The 17,968-nt window shown below is 62.4% G+C and carries 14 protein-coding genes; 6 read left to right on the top strand and 8 right to left on the bottom strand.

Annotated features, from left to right (window positions below; genetic code table 11):
• Positions 1-1,392: 1,392 nt before the first annotated feature.
• The 6 genes from WBN46_RS18880 to WBN46_RS18855 all read right to left on the bottom strand — a co-directional run bounded on the left by WBN46_RS18880 (position 1,393) and on the right by WBN46_RS18855 (position 7,162).
• Positions 1,393-1,743, bottom strand: coding sequence for a hypothetical protein (locus tag WBN46_RS18880; RefSeq protein WP_337732920.1), 351 nt, complete (start codon positions 1,741-1,743; stop codon positions 1,393-1,395).
• A 64-nt stretch (positions 1,744-1,807) separates the two neighbouring features.
• On the bottom strand, positions 1,808-2,113 hold the full coding sequence (locus tag WBN46_RS18875) for a hypothetical protein (RefSeq protein WP_337732699.1): 306 nt from the start codon (positions 2,111-2,113) through the stop codon (positions 1,808-1,810).
• Positions 2,114-2,579: 466 nt separating this feature from the next.
• Positions 2,580-3,011, bottom strand: coding sequence for an SMI1/KNR4 family protein (locus WBN46_RS18870; protein ID WP_337732919.1), 432 nt, complete (start codon positions 3,009-3,011; stop codon positions 2,580-2,582).
• 1,701 nt (positions 3,012-4,712) lie between these two features.
• Complete coding sequence (locus WBN46_RS18865) at positions 4,713-5,153, bottom strand: hypothetical protein (protein ID WP_337732918.1); 441 nt, start codon at positions 5,151-5,153, stop codon at positions 4,713-4,715.
• 482 nt (positions 5,154-5,635) lie between these two features.
• Positions 5,636-6,199 carry a DUF4272 domain-containing protein gene (locus WBN46_RS18860; RefSeq protein ID WP_337732917.1) on the bottom strand — a complete coding sequence of 188 codons (564 nt, stop codon included), beginning with the start codon at positions 6,197-6,199 and terminating at the stop codon, positions 5,636-5,638.
• Between the two features lie 489 nt (positions 6,200-6,688).
• Positions 6,689-7,162 (bottom strand): hypothetical protein, encoded by a 474-nt coding sequence (locus WBN46_RS18855; RefSeq protein ID WP_337732916.1) that lies wholly within the window; start codon positions 7,160-7,162, stop codon positions 6,689-6,691.
• A 942-nt stretch (positions 7,163-8,104) separates the two neighbouring features.
• Here WBN46_RS18855 and WBN46_RS18850 point away from each other — a divergent pair.
• Genes WBN46_RS18850 through WBN46_RS18830 form a run of 5 tightly spaced genes read left to right on the top strand, consistent with a single transcriptional unit; the run spans position 8,105 to position 13,244 of the window.
• Positions 8,105-8,779, top strand: a complete 675-nt coding sequence (locus tag WBN46_RS18850) for an ABC transporter ATP-binding protein (protein ID WP_337732929.1) — start codon at positions 8,105-8,107, stop codon at positions 8,777-8,779.
• Positions 8,763-9,740, top strand: a complete 978-nt coding sequence (locus WBN46_RS18845; protein ID WP_337732915.1) for an HlyD family efflux transporter periplasmic adaptor subunit — start codon at positions 8,763-8,765, stop codon at positions 9,738-9,740. Before WBN46_RS18850 ends, WBN46_RS18845 begins: the two co-directional genes overlap by 17 nt.
• On the top strand, positions 9,737-10,711 hold the full coding sequence (locus WBN46_RS18840) for an HlyD family efflux transporter periplasmic adaptor subunit (RefSeq protein ID WP_337732914.1): 975 nt from the start codon (positions 9,737-9,739) through the stop codon (positions 10,709-10,711). The genes WBN46_RS18845 and WBN46_RS18840 overlap by 4 nt, the downstream gene beginning before the upstream one ends.
• Complete coding sequence (locus WBN46_RS18835) at positions 10,711-11,997, top strand: hypothetical protein (RefSeq protein WP_337732913.1); 1,287 nt, start codon at positions 10,711-10,713, stop codon at positions 11,995-11,997. Before WBN46_RS18840 ends, WBN46_RS18835 begins: the two co-directional genes overlap by 1 nt.
• The gene (locus tag WBN46_RS18830; RefSeq protein WP_337732912.1) at positions 11,994-13,244 is read left to right on the top strand and encodes an ABC transporter permease; all 1,251 of its coding nucleotides are present in this window, start codon (positions 11,994-11,996) and stop codon (positions 13,242-13,244) included. Before WBN46_RS18835 ends, WBN46_RS18830 begins: the two co-directional genes overlap by 4 nt.
• 1,672 nt (positions 13,245-14,916) lie before the next feature.
• Here the strand turns inward: WBN46_RS18830 and WBN46_RS18825 are convergent.
• Both WBN46_RS18825 and WBN46_RS18820 read right to left on the bottom strand, forming a co-directional pair.
• Positions 14,917-15,759 carry a PhzF family phenazine biosynthesis isomerase gene (locus WBN46_RS18825; protein ID WP_337732911.1) on the bottom strand — a complete coding sequence of 281 codons (843 nt, stop codon included), beginning with the start codon at positions 15,757-15,759 and terminating at the stop codon, positions 14,917-14,919.
• Positions 15,756-16,439, bottom strand: coding sequence for a hypothetical protein (locus WBN46_RS18820; protein ID WP_337732910.1), 684 nt, complete (start codon positions 16,437-16,439; stop codon positions 15,756-15,758). Before WBN46_RS18820 ends, WBN46_RS18825 begins: the two co-directional genes overlap by 4 nt.
• 60 nt (positions 16,440-16,499) lie before the next feature.
• On the opposite strand from WBN46_RS18820, the gene WBN46_RS18815 reads away from it, so the two are divergent.
• Positions 16,500-17,951 (top strand): PLP-dependent aminotransferase family protein, encoded by a 1,452-nt coding sequence (locus WBN46_RS18815; protein WP_337732909.1) that lies wholly within the window; start codon positions 16,500-16,502, stop codon positions 17,949-17,951.
• The last annotated feature ends 17 nt before the right edge of the window (positions 17,952-17,968 follow it).

Here is a 17,968-nt window from a genome sequence, read left to right as displayed (position 1 = left end):
ATTGAAACGCCTAGGGCAATGCTAAATCCAGTGCGAATCCATGCAGCCATAGAGCGCTAACGCCTGAATTAAGCCGAGCCGCGAAGCGGCGTCGGCTTGAATGAATTGTTAGCTGCCACCTGCGTACACCATCGGTACGAAAGGTGGGAAGCAATGAAGTTGCGGCTCATCGCTGGGCACAAAGCCGAAGCTACGGTAGACCGGAACGGCAAGTAAGGACGAATTTACCGTAAGCGTCCCTGGGCCGGCGACTTGAAGAAGATGTTGCCAAAGCAAGCGGCCGATGCCTTGCCCATGAAACTCAGGCTGCACCAACAAGTGGTAGAGGCGCTGTCCATCCCGGAGGGAAATATAGCCACGCAGATCGCGGCCGCTCTCCGCAATTAAATGGACGTAGTTCGGTGCAGCCAGGCGTGCCGCGACGGCTGGTGCCTCGAAGCTCTCCAGAAACGATGCGGCCTCAGGTGTAGTTGAGTCGGGAAGGATTAGAGGTGCGACTGTGCGCAGCAGGGCGCAGATGGCAGGAGCATCTGTTTCTTGTGCTTGGCGGATTCGGACTTTCACCTGTGGCAGCTAACACCAGAATTAAGCCGACCCGCGAAGCGGGTTCGGCTTGAATGAATTGTTAGCTTACAGGTCGCGGCGCCTCAGGCGCCTTATACCGTGATAGCAAAGCCAGCCGGATACTGCAGCGATAACGACTACAGCTATCAACGCGCCAGTGGCCTCATTGTCATTCAAGGCCCTCGCCTTGTAGCCACCCGAAAGCAGTGATGCAAGCTGGCTTAGAAAAACCAAGCCACCCACGGCAACGTACGCAATAGAAACCAATGCATTGGGTCTTGAAGGCTCTATACCTTCCTCATGCTTCGGCTGCGGAGCTTTAGATGGATCTGCCATGATCTCTCCCCTGAAAGCTAACACCGGAATTAAGCCGACCCGCGAAGCGGGTTCGGCTTGAATGAATTGTTAGGCCGCAGCCAACATTTTCTGCTACTCATGCTCAAAGCAGACCCCCGCGACTTATGTGCAATTGGCCCACAGCAATGAACGCTAAGGTAAACCATACAACGGAAAAGGCTGCTCCGACTAAGATGCCTCGCGACACTGAGACTCCTGACCGTCTAGATAGCTGAGCATTGAGAGCTGCAAAGAGCAGGAGCGCGAGTCCAGCAAAAGCGAGATGGAAAGGCCAATAGAGCAATAGGCTCAGACCAACACCAGGACCTTGATCAAGACCAGCTGCCACTAGCTCAGCTAGCACGGGAACGAACAAGAGGCCGATACCAAGGGCTACATTTGCTCGGAGCATCTGCATGTCTCTATCTGCGGCCTAACACCGGAATTAAGCCGCGCCGCTAAGCGGTGTCGGCTTGAATGAATTGTTAGGCCTCATACCATGATCTCCCAGAATCCAGCGCTTGCAAAGAACCAAGTAACAGGAAGAGCTGACAAGAAAGCAATCCACCCAGGTCGTTTGAATGACCGCCAGATTGAAATATGTGCAAGGACGTAGGTAGTAGACAGGAACGGCAATGTCATTGAGTAGGCTCCCTGCCAGAAGCCGGGATGGGTCTGAAGAAAGATATCTGGATCAGCGACACTGAAAGCAAACCCCAAAGCAAACAAAAGAACTGCGCCAATAGCAAATCTACGATGATTGCTTCTACCCAGCAGGGTCACCGAGCCGCTCAGTCCGACAGCGACAGCAATTGGAAAGAGGATCCGTAGGGTTTCGCTCATGAGGCCTAACACCTGAGTTAAGCCGACCCGCGAAGCGGGTTCGGCTTGAATGAATTGTTAGGCCTCATTGGGATGAATCCTGTTTGGTGCGCGGTGAGCCGGGACATAAAATAAAAAACTCGATCAACGCAGCTGCGGGAACTATTGAAGCAATTCCCGTAAGCCAGGCGTTGCGCCCTTGAGGCTTTGCTGCTTGCGACAAGAACCATGCTGCCGGAAGGTTGACAGTCCAGACAAAGACTATGGCAAGAGGCGCTAAGTTGAACTGGTACAGCAGCAATGCGAGGAATGCACTGCCGAAGACAACCACCAGCAGGGTGTAGCCCGCCCTGCGGAGGTTTGTATCCAGTTGTGCAAGCTCTTTGAACATGAGGCCTAACGCCTGAATTAAGCCGACCCGCGAAGCGGGTTCGGCTTGAATGAATTGTTAGGCCCCAAAGCGAGTCTCCGAGGCCGCTAGGAAATGATCTTGGAGGCTACCGGAAGCCAAGGAGCCATCGTAGAAAAGCTGAAACTCGCCATCCAGGTTGTCCACCCCGGTCGATCCATCGATCACCCCTAAGATTATGGACGCTGTGTCAGTGATGACAACTCCGAGAAAGGCAGCTATTGCGGCTTGGTCTTGGGGTGCGAGGTGCTGAAAAGCGCGAATGGCTCCCGCAAAGACAGGCGCGGCTTTGTCAGGGTCGTAGTTAGAAAGAATCGCGCTATATCTATCGAGATGGGAGCCAAGTAGGTCTTTGGCAAGTTCCTCTGCGAATAGCTTGGATGCATCCATTGGGGCCTAACACCTGAGTTAAGCCGCGCCGCGAAGCGGCGTCGGCTTGGACGAATTGTTAGGCACCATCGTGGACTCGCTTCCACTGGAGTGCCGCTAGGAAAGTAGCAAAAGAGGAGGCGACCGGTATGGTGTAGGGCTCGTCCTCTTCCGAAAGCTCTGCCAACCAGAGCACAACGCTGGGGTTTCGGCCAGCTGCATAGTCGAAGCAGAACAGGTCCGCATTTGCCGTGGCGAACGGCAGCAAGTATTCACCGCTGCGGTCCTCAATCTGCGAGATCACCACGTGCGCGTTGAACAGCCTATCGGCGTCTGAGAGCTGCGACATTTCCGCGTAGTTGAGGAAGCGCTCGACGAAAAAGACATCGCCGAAGCGCGGGTGACCTTTCTCCAGCTTGATGTGCGCGCTCACGGGCGTGGCACCATGAAACCAGCGCAGGAATGCTAGGTACGTACTATCGAACTCAAAGCCGGGGATCACTTCTCCCATGCAGCCACGCATAAGGTCTAGCTCGCTCTCGGACACGGGAGTCACAAAGGAGCCTGGCTTGAAGCTTGACGCGCTTACGTTGTGTGGCATGGGGCCTAACACCGGAATTAAGCCGACCCGCGAAGCGGGTTCGGCTTGAATGATTTGTTAGACCTGCCAGCCGAGGAGCCGGCAGAGTCCCCTGCCCGAAACTCTACCGGAACCTGATGTCGACAGGACTGCTGCCTGGACGGATAACGCCACCGGACGACCGCGTAGAGAATTGCCTCGTTGTAGCCGACGGGTTGACCAGCGCTGCGACCTAGAGGGTGCCACTCCGCAGAGACGATGGTGGGCGACTGCACGCGTCCTGCGGGGTCAATGACGAACGAAACCTGGGCCTTGCCAGTGAACTCGTTGTGCAGCTTGGGCGGCAGCTTGGGCGGGACAGTAGATACCGGGATAAGCCCGGAGGAGCAGCTTGGAGGTGACCCAGCTGCGCATGCGCTCAGCGTGATGCCAAGAAATATGACCACCGAGCTGAAGGCTGCTCTCATGGCAGTTCTAACGCCTGAATTAAGCCGACCCGCGAAGCGGGTTCGGCTTGAATGAATTGTTAGGCGGCAAGCATGCCATAGCGAATCCACCGCACAAGTGCTAGAGCCCATAGAAGCAGAAGGGGCGACGACGCCAGCAGACCAAGAACGCTCTCTCCAAGTCTCCAGCTATCGAAGAGGTTGCGAACTCCAAGTCCGGCTCCGATCGCGGGCCCAACGAAGGTGAGGGGAACAATAGTGCTTGCCAGCAAGTCGCTGGCTGTGCTGCCGGGAATCAGGTCACCTCGAAGCACGGCGTCTTGCGCAAGCAGTGAGGCAATCGCTGCTGTGTAGCCAAGAGCAACGAAGAAGATCGGCGATGAGAAGAGTCTCCGTAGGATATGGGGAAGGTTCATTGCCGCCTAACGCCTGAATTAAGCCGACCCGCGAAGCGGGTTCGGCTTGAATGAATTGTTAGGCCCAGCCGCCAGCTTGGTGGCTGATCCTGCCATCGCCGCACACCCACACGACCAGCTGGGCATCAAACGCTAGCTCGTTTGGTAGCCACATGACCGACCAGCAACTTTTCTCTGGGTGGCCTAGCTCCTCATGCCACGAGATGCTAGCAAGGTAACGGTGGGTGTTTGAAATTTTATGGCTTGAGACATAAGCCTCGGCCAAGCGTAGTGCTTCAGGAAGCTCAGTGCTGGGCTTGGCTAAGGATGCCCCGCTAGCTAGTAACAGTGTGCCGAGAAGAAAGGCGCGGTTGAGCATGGATAGGGCCTTTGAGAATGTCTGACTGGGCCTAACGCCTGAATTAAGCCGAGCCGCGAAGCGGCTTCGGCTTGAATGAATTGTTAGGCCTCGTTGCCCGAGGCCCGCCACCGCGAAAAGATAACCTGCAACTCTGCGGGTGTGACAGATAGCCATTGCGACCAAGCTGCCTCCTGCCTGTGTGGATAGCCGAGGAGGTTGCCCATTGCGTTGTTGAGCGCGAGCGCCACGTCACCGGAATGCAGAGTGGTAGGTGAGAACGAGTCTGCAATGGACTCGACCTGCTCCCGGTCTAGGCCAAACAGAGAATGGAACTCCCAATCAGGGAAGAATGGGCCACGGGCTGCCGCAAGTAGCGACTCTCTAAAAACTTGAAAGTCCGGGACGCTTTCCATGAGGCCTAACGCCTGAATTAAGCCGATCCGCTAAGCGGGTTCGGCTTGAATGAATTGTTAGGTGACCCCTTCAGATCTCGACGCATGCGCCAGAGAACGAAAGCGTTAGCCACGGGTATATATAGAAAAGCCATCGCAACCGGAACAACGGCAGGATCTTTGTGGCCAGAAAAGTAGGCTATGAGGTCTAGGGCCGCAAGAACAGCCACAGCCAAAATCAGAGTCGCATACCCGCCGGCCAGCAAGTAGTACCGCGCGCCATGCAGGAAGTACTTGATGGGCATAAGCAGAACGATCCCGCCCAGCATGGATGGCAGTGAGGCTATGAGGCGAGCCGACCAAGTTGGTGTTCCATAGGAGTGCGGGACAAAGCCAAGCACATCAGCGAAGCCGGATAACAATGCGAACGATCCAAGCAAGTAGCCGGTTAGCCTTACGAGAACGAAGAGAGCCTTCATGATTGGTCGGCCACCTAACGCCTGAATAAAGCCGGCCCGCAGCGGGGCGGCGACTGAGTGCGAATATAGCCGAAGGCGCGCACTTAGGCGCCGCCCTGATGTGGGCTCGGCTTGAATGAATTGTTAGGCCCAGAAGTTGAGGGCTGCCGTCGCAACGATCGTAATTGCCTGTGATAACAGCACAAGCGGCAGATCGCGTCGGACAAGAAAAGCAGAGACCGAAGCAGCAAGTAAGGCGACTACGCAGGTGACCATGGCACCGGCAGAAAGACTCAGTATGTCGTGGCCTCGGCCACCTACAGCGACGCTCGCGAAATAAACTAGAACGAAGGCTGCGAAGAACGCTAGAAGGAACCTAGCAAGATACGAGCGTGTAGCAGCAGCTGCGATGGAACTCACTCGGGAAGTCCTCGTATTGCTGGTCATGGGCCTAACGCCTGAATTAAGCCGCGCCGCGAAGCGGCGTCGGCTTGAATCAATTGTTAGGTGTCTGTTGGTACATCATCCCAGTCATCCCCCCAGCCGACTAGCCAACTTAGCCCATATCTTCTTTCATACACGACACTGGGATTCAACTCTGAAGGCATTGGTTTGTTGAATAGCTGTGCATCTCTAACTCGCCAATGTTGATGGTAAAGATCGGACTCCATATCCTCTATTTCGCTTTGAGGACGTAGAGTAGCGTTGGCAATGAAGGCTTCTGTTGAGTTGATTGCATCTTGAACAGCCTGAATTGCCCAAACATCTACTTGCTGGTCAAGAGGTGGAAAGTGTTCAAGTCCACCAAGTGCCCAGATAATCGACACCAATGACTCGGCTCTCCAGCTGAAATTGAGAATATCTCGATCTTCTGGCTTTTGGCGTAGGTAATAGAATTCACGCTCTTGAGCCGAGAAGAAATCTTCAATTCCGCTCTCTTGAACCCAATGCAAAGACTGTTCCGCTACGTCCTCATGCGCCCGAGAGGTGATCGCAATAAGGGCAAGTGCGCGACGAGCAGCATCCTGCGCGGTTCTTGCTTTTGGGGAGTCGTCATGATCCGTCATAGACACCTAACGCCTGAATTAAGCCGACCCGCACTGGATTGGCACCGAAGCCGATATTACCTAGAACGACCCGAGGTTAGCGAACCTGATGCGGGTTCGGCTTGAATGAATTGTTAGGCCGCGTACCCAACTACACGTCCCCGTCCAACGACGCGCGCCCCCTCAAGTATCTCAATGTCACTGCCTGGCTGGAGCGCCGAGTAGGAGATGGCTGGATGGTAGATGAGCCTTACCGTTGCGGAAATCGGATTGCCCACAGGAGCAAAACCTACAGGCCCGAGGAACTCGACTCCGAGCATCGTGTTATCCGGTGGTACCCGAAGGTGCGGTCTGTACCCATTGATCTCCAGGGGTTGAGTCCGTCCACCTCGATCAGGCGCTAGGAAAGTAACTATCAGATCCACGTGACTGTCTGTCATAGCGGCCTAACGCCTGAATTGAGCCGACCCGCGAAGCGGGTTCGGCTTGAATGAATTGTTAGGCGGCAAGCTAGTTGCCTTGACGCGCCGCCGACAGAGTGAGAACGGATAGGTCATTGCTCTCAAAGCGTACCGTGACCTGTATGTACTTGTCCGGAAGTAGCCGCAGTGACGAAGTTATCGCGGCCGGCCACTCATCCTTATCCATACGGCGGATGAAATCTTGCCGGTCTGGAGAGTCTAGGCAAGTCGCTGCCCTCTTAGCGTTGTAGTGCCCAAACTCCCAAGAGGTGTTGGGCAGCAGGTAGGCGCAAAGCGACTTGCCCGGCTCGTAGCCGGAATGCTGGCAATCATGCGTCATGAGTACATCGGGGGTGTCGCCACCCCAGCCGCCACGCAATGTGACCGCGTGGCTTTCTCCGGTCGTGGCCGCCGATGCGAACTTGGCAATCTCGGCGCACATCTGGTCTTGCGATCTCATTGTGCCGGTCGAGCACGACGCGGCAAAAGGCAGGAGCAGTAGGGGGAGATAACGAATCCGCATTGATATCTCCATGCCGCCTAACGCCTGAATTAAGCCGACCCGCGAAGCGGGTTCGGCTTGAATTAATTGTTAGGCTGCAGCGCCATGTAACGTTGCAACCAGCTCGCCAGCAGATTGCCTTGTAAGTGGGCGGGTGAGCAAGGGGTTGGCTAGCTCCCAGATTGCCTCAGCGACCGGCGAGGGATGGGGAAAGCCGATGTCCTCACGGCACTCAATAGCATTGGCCCAGGCCTCTACGTCAGTATCTGAAATATCACCCGCTAGGAACCGACCGAGAACGGCCGAGATGTGCTCCGACTCCAAGGTGGCCAACTCCTCCTCCGAGTCCCAGGCAAAGACCGATAGATCATGGGTCACGTCAGCGAGAGGGCGGCTGAAGTGAAGAAGCTCTTCTAGGTGGGATGTGCGCGTCACTGTCACTGCAGCCTAACGCCTAATAGACCCCACAACGGGGGTGATAACGCGGATATTCATGACATGCTGCGATCGCGTCAAGGCGCGCGGGGCGTTGTCGTGGAAGGGAATTGGAGGGCTACCGACGGCATGGGTTGGCCAAGCGTCATGTTCATGACGCACTTGTTCGTTATCACCCCCTCTCCTGGGTGATAACGAGAGTGCCCGCAGGTCGCGATTGCAGCCTTCGTGGTCGAAGTCGCGCGGCAGCGGGCCGGGATGTCGTAGCGCCACCTGCTATGTGCCCTCCACCCTGCGCATCGCGTTGCGGACGCGGCATGCCGGGTGTCACGCCTGACCGGCCGTGTTCATTGGCTGGTGGTCTGCAAAAGGTCTGCGGCCTGCTGCGGTTGCAACCTCGCGCAGGCATCTGGGATGCTCGCGCCTCACCCGACAGGACGCACGACCGTCGTCGCCTTCCCCGCCCACGCGCCGGGAACCTTGGCGGGCCGCGATGGTCGACACAGACGAGGGAACGAAGGGGACGTGATGATCGAGTTGCAGGGCGTGCAGCGCCACTACGCCATGAGCGGGCAGACGGTGAAGGCGCTGGCAGGGGTGGACCTGCGCATCGGCCAGGGCGAATTCGTCGCCATCACCGGGCCCTCGGGGTCGGGCAAGTCCAGCCTGCTCAACATCCTCGGCTGCCTGGACCATCCCAACGCCGGCCACTATCTGTTCGAAGGCCGCGACGTGGCCACCTTCGACGACGAGGCCAGCAGCGACCTGCGCAACCGGCGCATCGGCTTCGTGTTCCAGAGCTTCCACCTGCTGCCGCGGCTGAGCGTGCTGGAGAACGTGATGCTGCCGCTGCGCTTCCACCGCCAGCCGCCGCCGGGCACGCACGACCGCGCCCTGGCGCTGCTGGACCGCGTGGGCCTGGGCGAACGGCGCGACCACCGCCCCAGCGAACTGTCCGGCGGACAGATGCAGCGCGCCGCCATCGCCCGTGCACTGCTGCTGCAGCCGGCCCTGCTGCTGGCCGACGAGCCCACCGGCAACCTGGATTCGAAGAGCGCCGCCGACGTGCTGGCGCTGCTGGATGAAGTGCATGCCGGCGGCCAGACCGTGGTGCTGGTGACCCATGACAACGACATCGCCGCGCGCGCCCCGCGCCAGGTGAAACTGCGCGACGGCAAGGTGGAACATGACGCGCTCCAGTAAGACGCTGTGGGTCACGCTGGCCCTTGCCGCCACCGCGCCCGCGCACGCCGTGGTGCTGACCGGCGAAGTGCGTGCGGTGGACGCGCAGCAGATCCTCACCCCGCAATCCAACAGCTCGCCGGTGGTGATCCGCTACTACGTGCCCGAAGGCGAACGGGTGAAGAAGGGCGACGTGGTGCTGCGCATCGATCCCGGCCAGTCCGCCAGCCGCATCCCCGACCTGGAGGCCCAGATCGAACAGGGCCAGGCCAAGGACGCCAAGGAAGTCGCCGAGCTGCAGGTGAAGGCGCTGGAAGCGGAAATGGCCCTGGTGGATGCCGAAGCCGAGCTCGCCACCGCGAAGCTGGACGCCACCATCCCGCGCGACCTGATCTCCGGCCTGGACTACGACCGCCACCAGGGCGAACTGGACCGCACCACGCGCGAAGTGGCGTTGAAGCGCAAGGAGCTGGATGCCGCGCGCACCGCCGTGCAGCGGCGCGTCGAGGACGGCCGCCTGCAGATCGAGAAGCTGGTGCTGCAGCGCGACTACCACGCCTCGCTGGTCCGCACCTCGGAAGTCGTCGCCGACCGCGACGGCATCGTGGTGCACGGATTCAACAACAACTGGATCGGCGGACGGATCGATGAAGGCTCTTCGACCATGCCCGGCAGCAAGGCCGGTGAAGTGGTCAGCAGCGGACGCATGAACGTGCGCGCCTGGGCACTGGAACCGGACCGGCGCGGGCTGGTGGTGGGCCAGTCCGTCGAGCTGACGTTCGACGCCGTGCCCGGCCGCAAGGTGCCGGGGCGCATCGCGTTCATTTCAGGTGCGCCGGACCGGCGGCCGGAATGGGGCGAAGGCCGCTACTTCACCCTCGACATCACGCTGGATGCGCAGACGCTGTCGCTGATGCCGGGCATGAGCGTGCGCGTGATCGCACGGCCCGCCGCCGCGACGGGCAAGGAGGCCACGCGATGAACCGGGCACGCATGCTGCCGTGGATGGTCGCGCTGGCGGCGACGCTGCCGGCCGCGCACGCCGCCACTCTGCGCGTGGATGGCGAGGTGTACGCGCAGCGCAGTTCGCAGCTGGTGCCGCCGGCCGTCGATCGCCTGTGGCAGTTCAACCTCACCCAGCTGGCGCCGGACGGCAGCACGGTGAAGAAGGGCGAGATCGTGGTCGCCTTCGACACAAACGACCTGGTGCGCCAGCTCAGCGAGAAGCAGAGCCTGCTGCAGGAAAAGAAGCGCGAGCTGGAGAACCTGACCCTGGACGTGGCCGAACGCGAGCGCAGCCAACGCCTGGCCACCGCCGAAGCGGCCGCCGAGCGCGACAAGGCCGGCCGCAAGACCGAACAACCGCGCGAACTGATCGCCGCGCTGGAGTACGACAAGCTGGTGGAGGAACGCAGGCGCACCGAACGCCGCGCCGCACTGACGCAGGTGGCCGAACGCGCCGCCGCCGAACAGCGGCGGCAGGAACTGCGCCTGGTCAACGCCGAGCTGCAGCAGGCACAGGCCGACGTGAACCGTCTGCAAGCCTCCATCGCGGCGCTCAACCTGCCCGCGCCGCGCGACGGCGTGATCATGCACAAGAGCAACTGGAACGGCGAGAAGTTCGACGTGGGCTCGCAGGTCTGGCGTGGCCAGACCGTGGCCGAGATTCCAGACCCGGCCACGCTGGCGGTGCGCGCGCAGCTGCCCGAGCGCGACCTGCAACGGGTGAAGGTGGGCGTGCCCGCGCGCATCGTGGTGGAAGGCGGTGGCGGCAGCGTGCACCACGGCAAGGTGGCCGGCATCGGGCGCGCCGTGCGCAGCAAATCGCAGGTGCAGCCGGTGCCGGTACTCGACCTGGAGATCCGGCTGGACGACGCGAAGGCGAAGCTGCGTCCCGGCCAGGCGGTGCGCGTGGAACTGACCGTGCCCGACATCGGGGGAGGAGCGAAATGATGCCGATCACGCGCGTCGCGTCCGTGCTGGCATGCGCCCTGGCGGTGACGGCCTGCGGTTCGCCGGAAGTGCCCGTTGCCAGCGAGACCGTGGCGCGGGGCGCGCTGACCCTCAGCGTGCGGGGCGAAGGCGAACTGCGTTCGGCCAAGCCCACGCCGCTGATCGTGCCCGGCAAGAACTGGTCCGCGCGCCAGGTGGAATGGATGGTGCCGGAAGGCAGCCTGGTGAAGAAGGGCGACCTGCTGGCGCGCTTCATCTCGCCCGAAGGCGAGCAGCAGCTGGCGCAGGCGATGATCGACCTGCAGCGCAATGCGCTGGCGCGCGCGGCGAAGGAGAGCGGACTGGACGCCACCCAGGGCCGCGTGGAAGTGGACCTGTCGCAGGTGGCCGTGCAGCTGGGCATCGCCCAGCGCTATGCCGAAGCCGACCTGAGCACCGTGGCGCGCAACCAGGTGCTGGATGCCATCGAGGACAAGGAATACCTGCAGGTACGGCAGGGCGTGCTGCAATGGCAGCGCGACCAGTCGGACGTGCGCGGCGGCGCGGAACTGGCCGTGCTGGACGCGCAGCGCGCCACCTTCGACATGAATGCGCAGACCCGCAAGGGCGACCTGGATGCGCTGGAACTGCGCGCGCCCAACGACGGCGTGCTGCTGCTCGCCGCCAACTGGTCCGGCGACAAGCCGATGGTGGGTGCGAACCTGCGCGCGGGCTTCGAGTTCGGCAGCCTGCCGGATACCTCGGCGATGGAAGTGGAGATCGATCTGCCGCAGATCGAGGCGCAGGGCGTGCAGGCGGGCGATGCGGTGGTGCTGCATCCGCTGGGCCGGCCCGACCAGCGCATCGACAGCAAGCTCTCGTGGGTGGCCAGCGCGGCCAAGGTGCGCAACCGCGAAAGCCCGGTGAAGTTCCTGTCGATGCGCGCACCGATTCCGTCCTCGGCGGTGGAGAAGTACCGCCTGATCCCCGGCCAGCGTTTCGCCGCCGCCGTGGTGCTGCTGGACGCGAAGGACGCGATGGCGGTACCGAACGTGGCCATCGAACAACGCGACGACCGCCATTGGGTGCAGGTGAAGCAGGGCAACGACTACGTGGCACGCGAAGTGAAACTCGGCGTGCGCGGTACCGCGCGTTCGCAGGTACTGTCGGGATTGAAGCCCGGCGACCAGGTGCGCCTGTCGCAGATCGAAGTGCCTGCACCCGGCGACGGCGACAAGGAACAGGACAAGACCGACGACGCCGGTGACGATGCCGCCACCGGCGATGCCGGAGGGAAGAACGCATGACCGGACTGATCAACCGCCTGCCCACCGTCTGGCGTGAAGCGGTGGAGGAACTTTGGCGGCGGCGCCTGCGTACGCTGCTCACGCTGCTGGGCATGATCTTCGGCGTGGGCGCCATCGTGGCGATGCAGGCGGTGGGCGAAGGCAGCCGGCGCGAAGCGTTGCGCCTGGTCGAAGGCCTGGGCCTGCACAACCTGATCGCCGAGGCCAAGCCCCAGGACGAGGACACGCTGAAGGAAACGCGCGAGCGCAGCGTCGGCCTGACCGTCGCCGATGCGGACGCCGCCCTGAGCGTGGTGCCCGGTGCAGAACGCCATGCCGCCGAAAAGCAGGTACGCACGCATACGGTCTTCAGCGACACCGGCCGCAGCGATGCGCAGGCCAGCGGCGTGAGCGCGAACTGGTTCGACCTGTCGTCGCTGAAGATCGCGCAGGGCCGCGCGTTCACCGCCGACGACGAAGCCGCGCTGGCGCCCGTCGCGGTGCTGGGCCACCAGGCGGCCACCAGCCTGTTTCCGAAAGGCGGTGCCGTGGGCGGGCTGGTGAAGGTCAACCACGTCTGGCTGGAGGTGATCGGCGTGCTGACCGACCGCGACCTGGGCCAGGACGATTTCGAGGGCGTGCAACTGGGCTCGGAGAGCAACCGCATCTACGTGCCGCTGGCGAGCGCGCGCGCACGCTTCCGCTTCCAGCCGCAGGAAGACGAAGTGGACCGCTTCCTGCTGCGGCTGGACGATCCGCAGCGCCTGGCGGCCGGCGCGGGCGTGCTGTCGGCAGTGCTGGACCAGCGCCACGCCGGCATGGCGGACTACCAGTTGATCGTGCCGCAGCAGCTGTTCCAGCAGCATCAGCAGACGCAGCGCATCTTCCAGGTGGTGATGGGCGCGATCGCCGGTGTCAGCCTGCTGGTGGGCGGCATCGGCATCATGAACATCATGCTGGCCAATGTGCTGGAACGGCGTCGCGAGATCGGCCTGCTGCGCGCGTTGGGCGCGCGCAGGCGCGACGTGATCGCGCAGTTCCTGCGCGAGGCCACGGTCATCTGCATCGCCGGGGCGTTGCTGGGCCTGGTGTTCGGCGGCGTGCTGGCTTACCTGATCGCCACGTTCGCCGACTGGCAGGTCGCGTGGGCCCCGGTGCCGATCCTGCTGTCGGCCGGTTTCTGCGCGGTGGTCGGCCTGGGCTTCGGCGTGTATCCCGCGCGACAGGCCGCGCAGCTGGATCCGATCGCGGCGCTGCGGCACGACTGAGCCAACGGATTCGTAAACGAATTCGTAGGATGGGTTGAGCCGCAGGCGATACCCATCACGCGCAATTCGGAAGGCCCAGTAGGAACGAAGTATCCAGGATTGCACCGTTCCAACACGCGTTCCAGCGAACGGGAACGAAGATGATGGGTATCGCCTACGGCTCAACCCATCCTACTCGCTGACCAAGCGCCACCCCGCTCAACTAAGAAGTCAGGAGGACGAGTCTCCGAGAACGGGGCAACCTATGACGTCCCATCGATCAGGATGCCGCCGAATAGCCAGGATCCCACTACACCGGTCAGCGTAATCAGATGCAGAATGGATAGCCATTTGCTCCGTAAAGCCATAACAGAAGGAGCCAACAGCAACAGAGGCAAGACCGAAGCCACTGAATGTAGCCACAGGATAGAGTCAGAAACGGGTGACGGTGACCAATGCGATGCCAGAACGGTAGCGATGTAAACAGCCGCACCGAGTAAGCCAGGTGATGCTGCGATGAGCCTACGATCTTGGCGGGCACCATGTAGTAAGAAGGGCACAGGTAACAAAAGGGGAAGAAGGGGCAAAAGCCCAAGTGCCAGGCCCGAAATGGCATTGAGACTCATGGATGTATCTCTGCCTCTGACGCCTTATGTCTTCCGATGAGCCGAGCCACGAAGCGGGGTCGGCTTGAATGAATTGTTAGGTGCCACGCTGCTCACCGACATGAGCAGCTTTGCGCTTTACGAGTGAGAGCACGAGTGCGCAGGCTGCCAAGCCGCATGAAATATAGAGCCAGTGACCTGCGTCAGCCATGTACCCAACATGATGTGCCCAGATCATTAATGGAATATTCGCCACTAGCAATACGAGGCTTGGCACAAGGGCAAATCTTGGCGTGAGGTAGGGCAAGGCAAGGGCTGCAATAGAGAGCGTAACTGCTGGTACCCCGACGAAGGCCACGAAAAGCGGAGTAGGGTCTGACGCCTGTGCGATAGAAGGGCTAGCTGCCAACACAACGGCAGTCAGTATCTTTCGGGTGCGAACAAACATCATGTGGCACCTAACGCCTGAATAAAGCCGACCCGCAGCAGGGCGGCGACTGGGTGCGAATATAGCCGAAGGCGTGCAACTAGGCGCCGCCGTGCTGCGGGTTCGGCTTGAATGAATTGTTAGGCCTTGCCTCGTGATGTGAATCTTGCAATCCAAGACGTCACCAATATGCCAATCCCTGCAGAGCCTATTGCGTAAAAGGTTAGCGGGCTCCGCTCGGGACGCGTGCCAAAGATGCTTGGGGTCAGAAGGGCAATTGTGTCGCCACCGAGCATTGAGGTGAGCAGAATGAGATAGACAAGTATCCCTGCGGCAATGACCACGCACGCGAGACCCCAAATAGATAATTCTCTAACGGTGGTGCCCGTGCGCAACGACCGCCAACTTAGAATTGCGGCCATCGATGCGCTGATTGTTGCGACAGTTGCGACTGAGAGAATGCCCATTAGCAAGGCCTAACACCTAGTAGACCCCATCCCCGGGGTGGTAACGCGGATGTTCACGTCCTCCCCACTACGCGTCAAGGCAGACGATGCATTGCTGCACATAGGTGTTGAGCGCATGCCGGGGAGTACGGGCCCAAGCGCCACAGGCATGCTTCGCCGAGGATCATCATCCCCAACCCGAGGCGATGATCGACTCAATCCCCCACCTCAATCCCCACCGCCGTCCCACTCACCCGTACCCCCTCGCTTACATCGTTCGGCACCTCCACCCGCAACACACTCGGGCGCCCAAGATCATGCCCCTGGTGGATGGTGAACCCGCGGTCGTCGGGCAACCGGTCCTGTGACGCCAGATACGCACCCAGCGCAGCAGCAGCCGCGCCCGTGGCCGGATCTTCCACCACGCCACCCGGCGGGAAGGGATTGCGCGCGTGCAGCGTGTGCGCGTTCTCGCGCCACACCAGGTTGATGGTGGTCCAGCCGCGTGCGGCCATCAACGCGGCGAGGGCATCGAAGTCGTAATGCAGGTCGGCCAGGCGCGCGCGCGATGCGGCGGCGATCACCGGATGCCATGCGCCCGCATACGCCAGCCCGGGCGGCAGCGCGGGATCGAGTTCGTCGTGGCGCCAGTCGAGCGCCGCGAGCAGCGCGTCCAGGTCGGCTGTGTGCAACGTATCGACGCGGGGCGCGACGCTGGTCAGCGTGGCGACGAAACCGGCATCGACCGTCACCCGCACGGGTCCGGCCTGCGTGTGCAGCACAGCATCGCCAGGACCGTGTTCGCGTGCATGCGCGACCATCGCCGCGATGGTGGCGTGCCCGCAGAAGCTCACTTCGGCCAGCGGACTGAAGTAGCGCACATCGAGATCCCCATCCGCGCGCGGCAGAAGGAACGCGGTTTCCGAATAGCCCACCTCGGTGGCGATGCGCTGCATCGCGTCGCCGTCGAGGCCACGCGCGTCCAGCACCACGCCGGCGGGATTGCCGCCCTGAGGATCGGTGGTGAAAGCGCTGTAGCGCAGCACGGCGGAGGTCATGGTGTTTGCTCGCCGAGCGCGACCGCCTTCGGCGCATCCAGCGGCACCACCAGGTAGCGCAGGAAGTACTGGGTCAGCGGGCCCACGCCAAACGCGAACAGCACGGTGCCGACACCGACGATGCCGCCGAGCAGCACGCCGATGATCAACACGGTGACTTCGATCAGCGTGCGGATGCTGCGGATCGACCAGCCGGTACGGCGCGCGAGCCCCGTCATCAATCCGTCGCGCGGACCCGGTCCCAGCTGCGCGCCGATGTACATCGCGGTGGCGAGGGCGCAGGCCACCACGCCGGCCAGCAGGTAGGCGCAGCGCAGCGGCAGGCCCTCCGGCGTACCGAGCAGGGCGAGGTTGAGGTCCGCGAACGGACCCAGCAGCAGCGTGTTGGCCACCGTCCCCAGGCCGGGCATCTGGCGCAGGGGAATCCAGGCCAGCAACACCGCGACGGCGGTGACCACCATGACCATGCCGAAGGACAGCGGCACGTGCTGCGATACACCCAGGTGGAAGACATCCCAGGGCGAGGCGCCGACGGCCCCTTCGATCATCAGCGCGATGGCCAGGCCGTACAGCCACAGGCCCACGCCCAGCCGCAGCAGGCGTTCGGGCAGGCGGCCGGCCTTCAGTTGCGCGAGCGGTCCGAGATTGGCGAGTCCGACGGGAGAGGTGAGCGGTTTCATGGGGCCACCATCGTTCTAATTGGCTCTTTCTGATAGAGCCAATTCTGCGATAGTGGCTCCATGGACAGATCCCTGGCACCCGGCCACCTCGCCACCCTCGTGGGTGATTTCCCGCGCACCCCGGCCTACCGGGGCCTGCGCAAGGCGCTGGAGGAACTGATCGGCGATGGCCGCATCCCGCTCGGTACACGCCTGCCCAGCGAGCGCGCCGTCACCCAGGTGCTGGGGGTGTCCCGCAACACTGTCACCCGGGCCTACGCGGACCTGGTCGCGGCCGGGTTCGCCACCGCCCGCCAAGGGGCCGGCACGTATGCGGCCGTGCCGCTCGACCGCCGGCGCGCGCACGACCATGCCCTGCACGCCCTCGGCACGGCGGCGTCGACGGAAGGCGTGATCGATCTCAACTGCGCCGCCGGTGCGGCCACGCCCGGCGTCGCCGCGGCCTACGAGCGCGCCATGGCCGCACTGCCGGCCTACCTGGCCAGCGACGGCTACCTGCCCTCGGGCCTGCCGGCGCTGCGCGCACTCATCGCGGCATCGTACGTGCGACGGGGACTGCCCACCGCGCCTGAGCAGATCGTGATCACCTCGGGGGCGCTGTCGGCCATCGCCATCATCGCGCGCGCACTGTCGCGACCTGGCGACCGCATCATGATCGAGTCGCCGGTGTACTCGAACGCGATCGAAGCGCTGCGTCTGGGCGGTGGTCGCCTGGTGAGCGCACCGATGGCCGATCCGCTCGGCGACGAAGGCTGGGACCTGGCGGCCATCGAGGCCACGCTCAGGCAGACATCGCCACGCGCGGCCTACCTGATTCCGGATTTCCAGAACCCCACCGGCTTCCTGATGCGCGACGGCCAGCGCGCCCGCTACGCTGCCGCGCTGCAGGCGACACGGACGACCGCGATCATCGACGAGACGCTGCAATCGACCTGCCTGTCGGACGATCCCATGCCCGCGCCCTTCGCCGCGCACGCGACGGATGCCTTCACCATCGGCAGTGCATCGAAGCTGTGCTGGGGTGGCCTGCGCGTGGGCTGGATCCGCGCACCACGGCCGGCGGTCGACCGCATCATCGCCGCGCGCGTGCAGATGGACCTGGGCAGTTCCCTGTTCGACCAGTTGGTGGTCGCGGAAATGCTGGAGGCGGACGGCGCACTCGCCACCCGGCGCACGCAGCTGCGGCAACGGCGCGACGCGCTGGCGCAGGCACTGCATGAGCACCTGCCCGGGTGGTGTTTCCGCCTGCCCGACGGCGGCCTGACGCTATGGGTAAGGATGCCGCACGGCAGCGCCACGCAGCTGGCCGCCGATGTGGAGCGCAAGGGCGTCTATCTGGCGCCGGGCCCCGTCTTCAGCGTGGAAGGTGGCGCCGACACCTGGTTGCGGATTCCCTACGCCAAGCCGGAAGCGCAGCTGGTGCAGGCGGTCCGGATCATGGCCGATGCGTGGTCGGAAAGCGCCCGCGATACCGGGCACCGCCGCAACACCACGCGGCGACTGATCGCGTGATGATCGCCATCGCGCTG

It is taken from the genome of Pseudoxanthomonas sp. CCNWLW251, assembly GCF_037402255.1.
Classification (GTDB): Bacteria; Pseudomonadota; Gammaproteobacteria; order Xanthomonadales; family Xanthomonadaceae; genus Pseudoxanthomonas_A.
Note: the sequence above shows the minus strand (reverse complement) of the source record. Positions and strands in the feature narration are given on the sequence as shown.

What these genes read in the sequence shown, in the direction of transcription:
- WBN46_RS18880 (WP_337732920.1), bottom strand. Translation starts at nt 1,743, where the DNA reads ATGAGCGAAACCCTACGGATCCTCTTTCCAATTGCTGTCGCTGTCGGA.
- WBN46_RS18875 (WP_337732699.1), bottom strand. Translation starts at nt 2,113, where the DNA reads ATGTTCAAAGAGCTTGCACAACTGGATACAAACCTCCGCAGGGCGGGC.
- WBN46_RS18870 (WP_337732919.1), bottom strand. Translation starts at nt 3,011, where the DNA reads ATGGGAGAAGTGATCCCCGGCTTTGAGTTCGATAGTACGTACCTAGCA.
- WBN46_RS18865 (WP_337732918.1), bottom strand. Translation starts at nt 5,153, where the DNA reads ATGAAGGCTCTCTTCGTTCTCGTAAGGCTAACCGGCTACTTGCTTGGA.
- WBN46_RS18860 (WP_337732917.1), bottom strand. Translation starts at nt 6,199, where the DNA reads ATGACGGATCATGACGACTCCCCAAAAGCAAGAACCGCGCAGGATGCT.
- WBN46_RS18855 (WP_337732916.1), bottom strand. Translation starts at nt 7,162, where the DNA reads ATGCGGATTCGTTATCTCCCCCTACTGCTCCTGCCTTTTGCCGCGTCG.
- WBN46_RS18850 (WP_337732929.1), top strand. Translation starts at nt 8,105, where the DNA reads ATGATCGAGTTGCAGGGCGTGCAGCGCCACTACGCCATGAGCGGGCAG.
- WBN46_RS18845 (WP_337732915.1), top strand. Translation starts at nt 8,763, where the DNA reads ATGACGCGCTCCAGTAAGACGCTGTGGGTCACGCTGGCCCTTGCCGCC.
- WBN46_RS18840 (WP_337732914.1), top strand. Translation starts at nt 9,737, where the DNA reads ATGAACCGGGCACGCATGCTGCCGTGGATGGTCGCGCTGGCGGCGACG.
- WBN46_RS18835 (WP_337732913.1), top strand. Translation starts at nt 10,711, where the DNA reads ATGCCGATCACGCGCGTCGCGTCCGTGCTGGCATGCGCCCTGGCGGTG.
- WBN46_RS18830 (WP_337732912.1), top strand. Translation starts at nt 11,994, where the DNA reads ATGACCGGACTGATCAACCGCCTGCCCACCGTCTGGCGTGAAGCGGTG.
- WBN46_RS18825 (WP_337732911.1), bottom strand. Translation starts at nt 15,759, where the DNA reads ATGACCTCCGCCGTGCTGCGCTACAGCGCTTTCACCACCGATCCTCAG.
- WBN46_RS18820 (WP_337732910.1), bottom strand. Translation starts at nt 16,439, where the DNA reads ATGAAACCGCTCACCTCTCCCGTCGGACTCGCCAATCTCGGACCGCTC.
- WBN46_RS18815 (WP_337732909.1), top strand. Translation starts at nt 16,500, where the DNA reads ATGGACAGATCCCTGGCACCCGGCCACCTCGCCACCCTCGTGGGTGAT.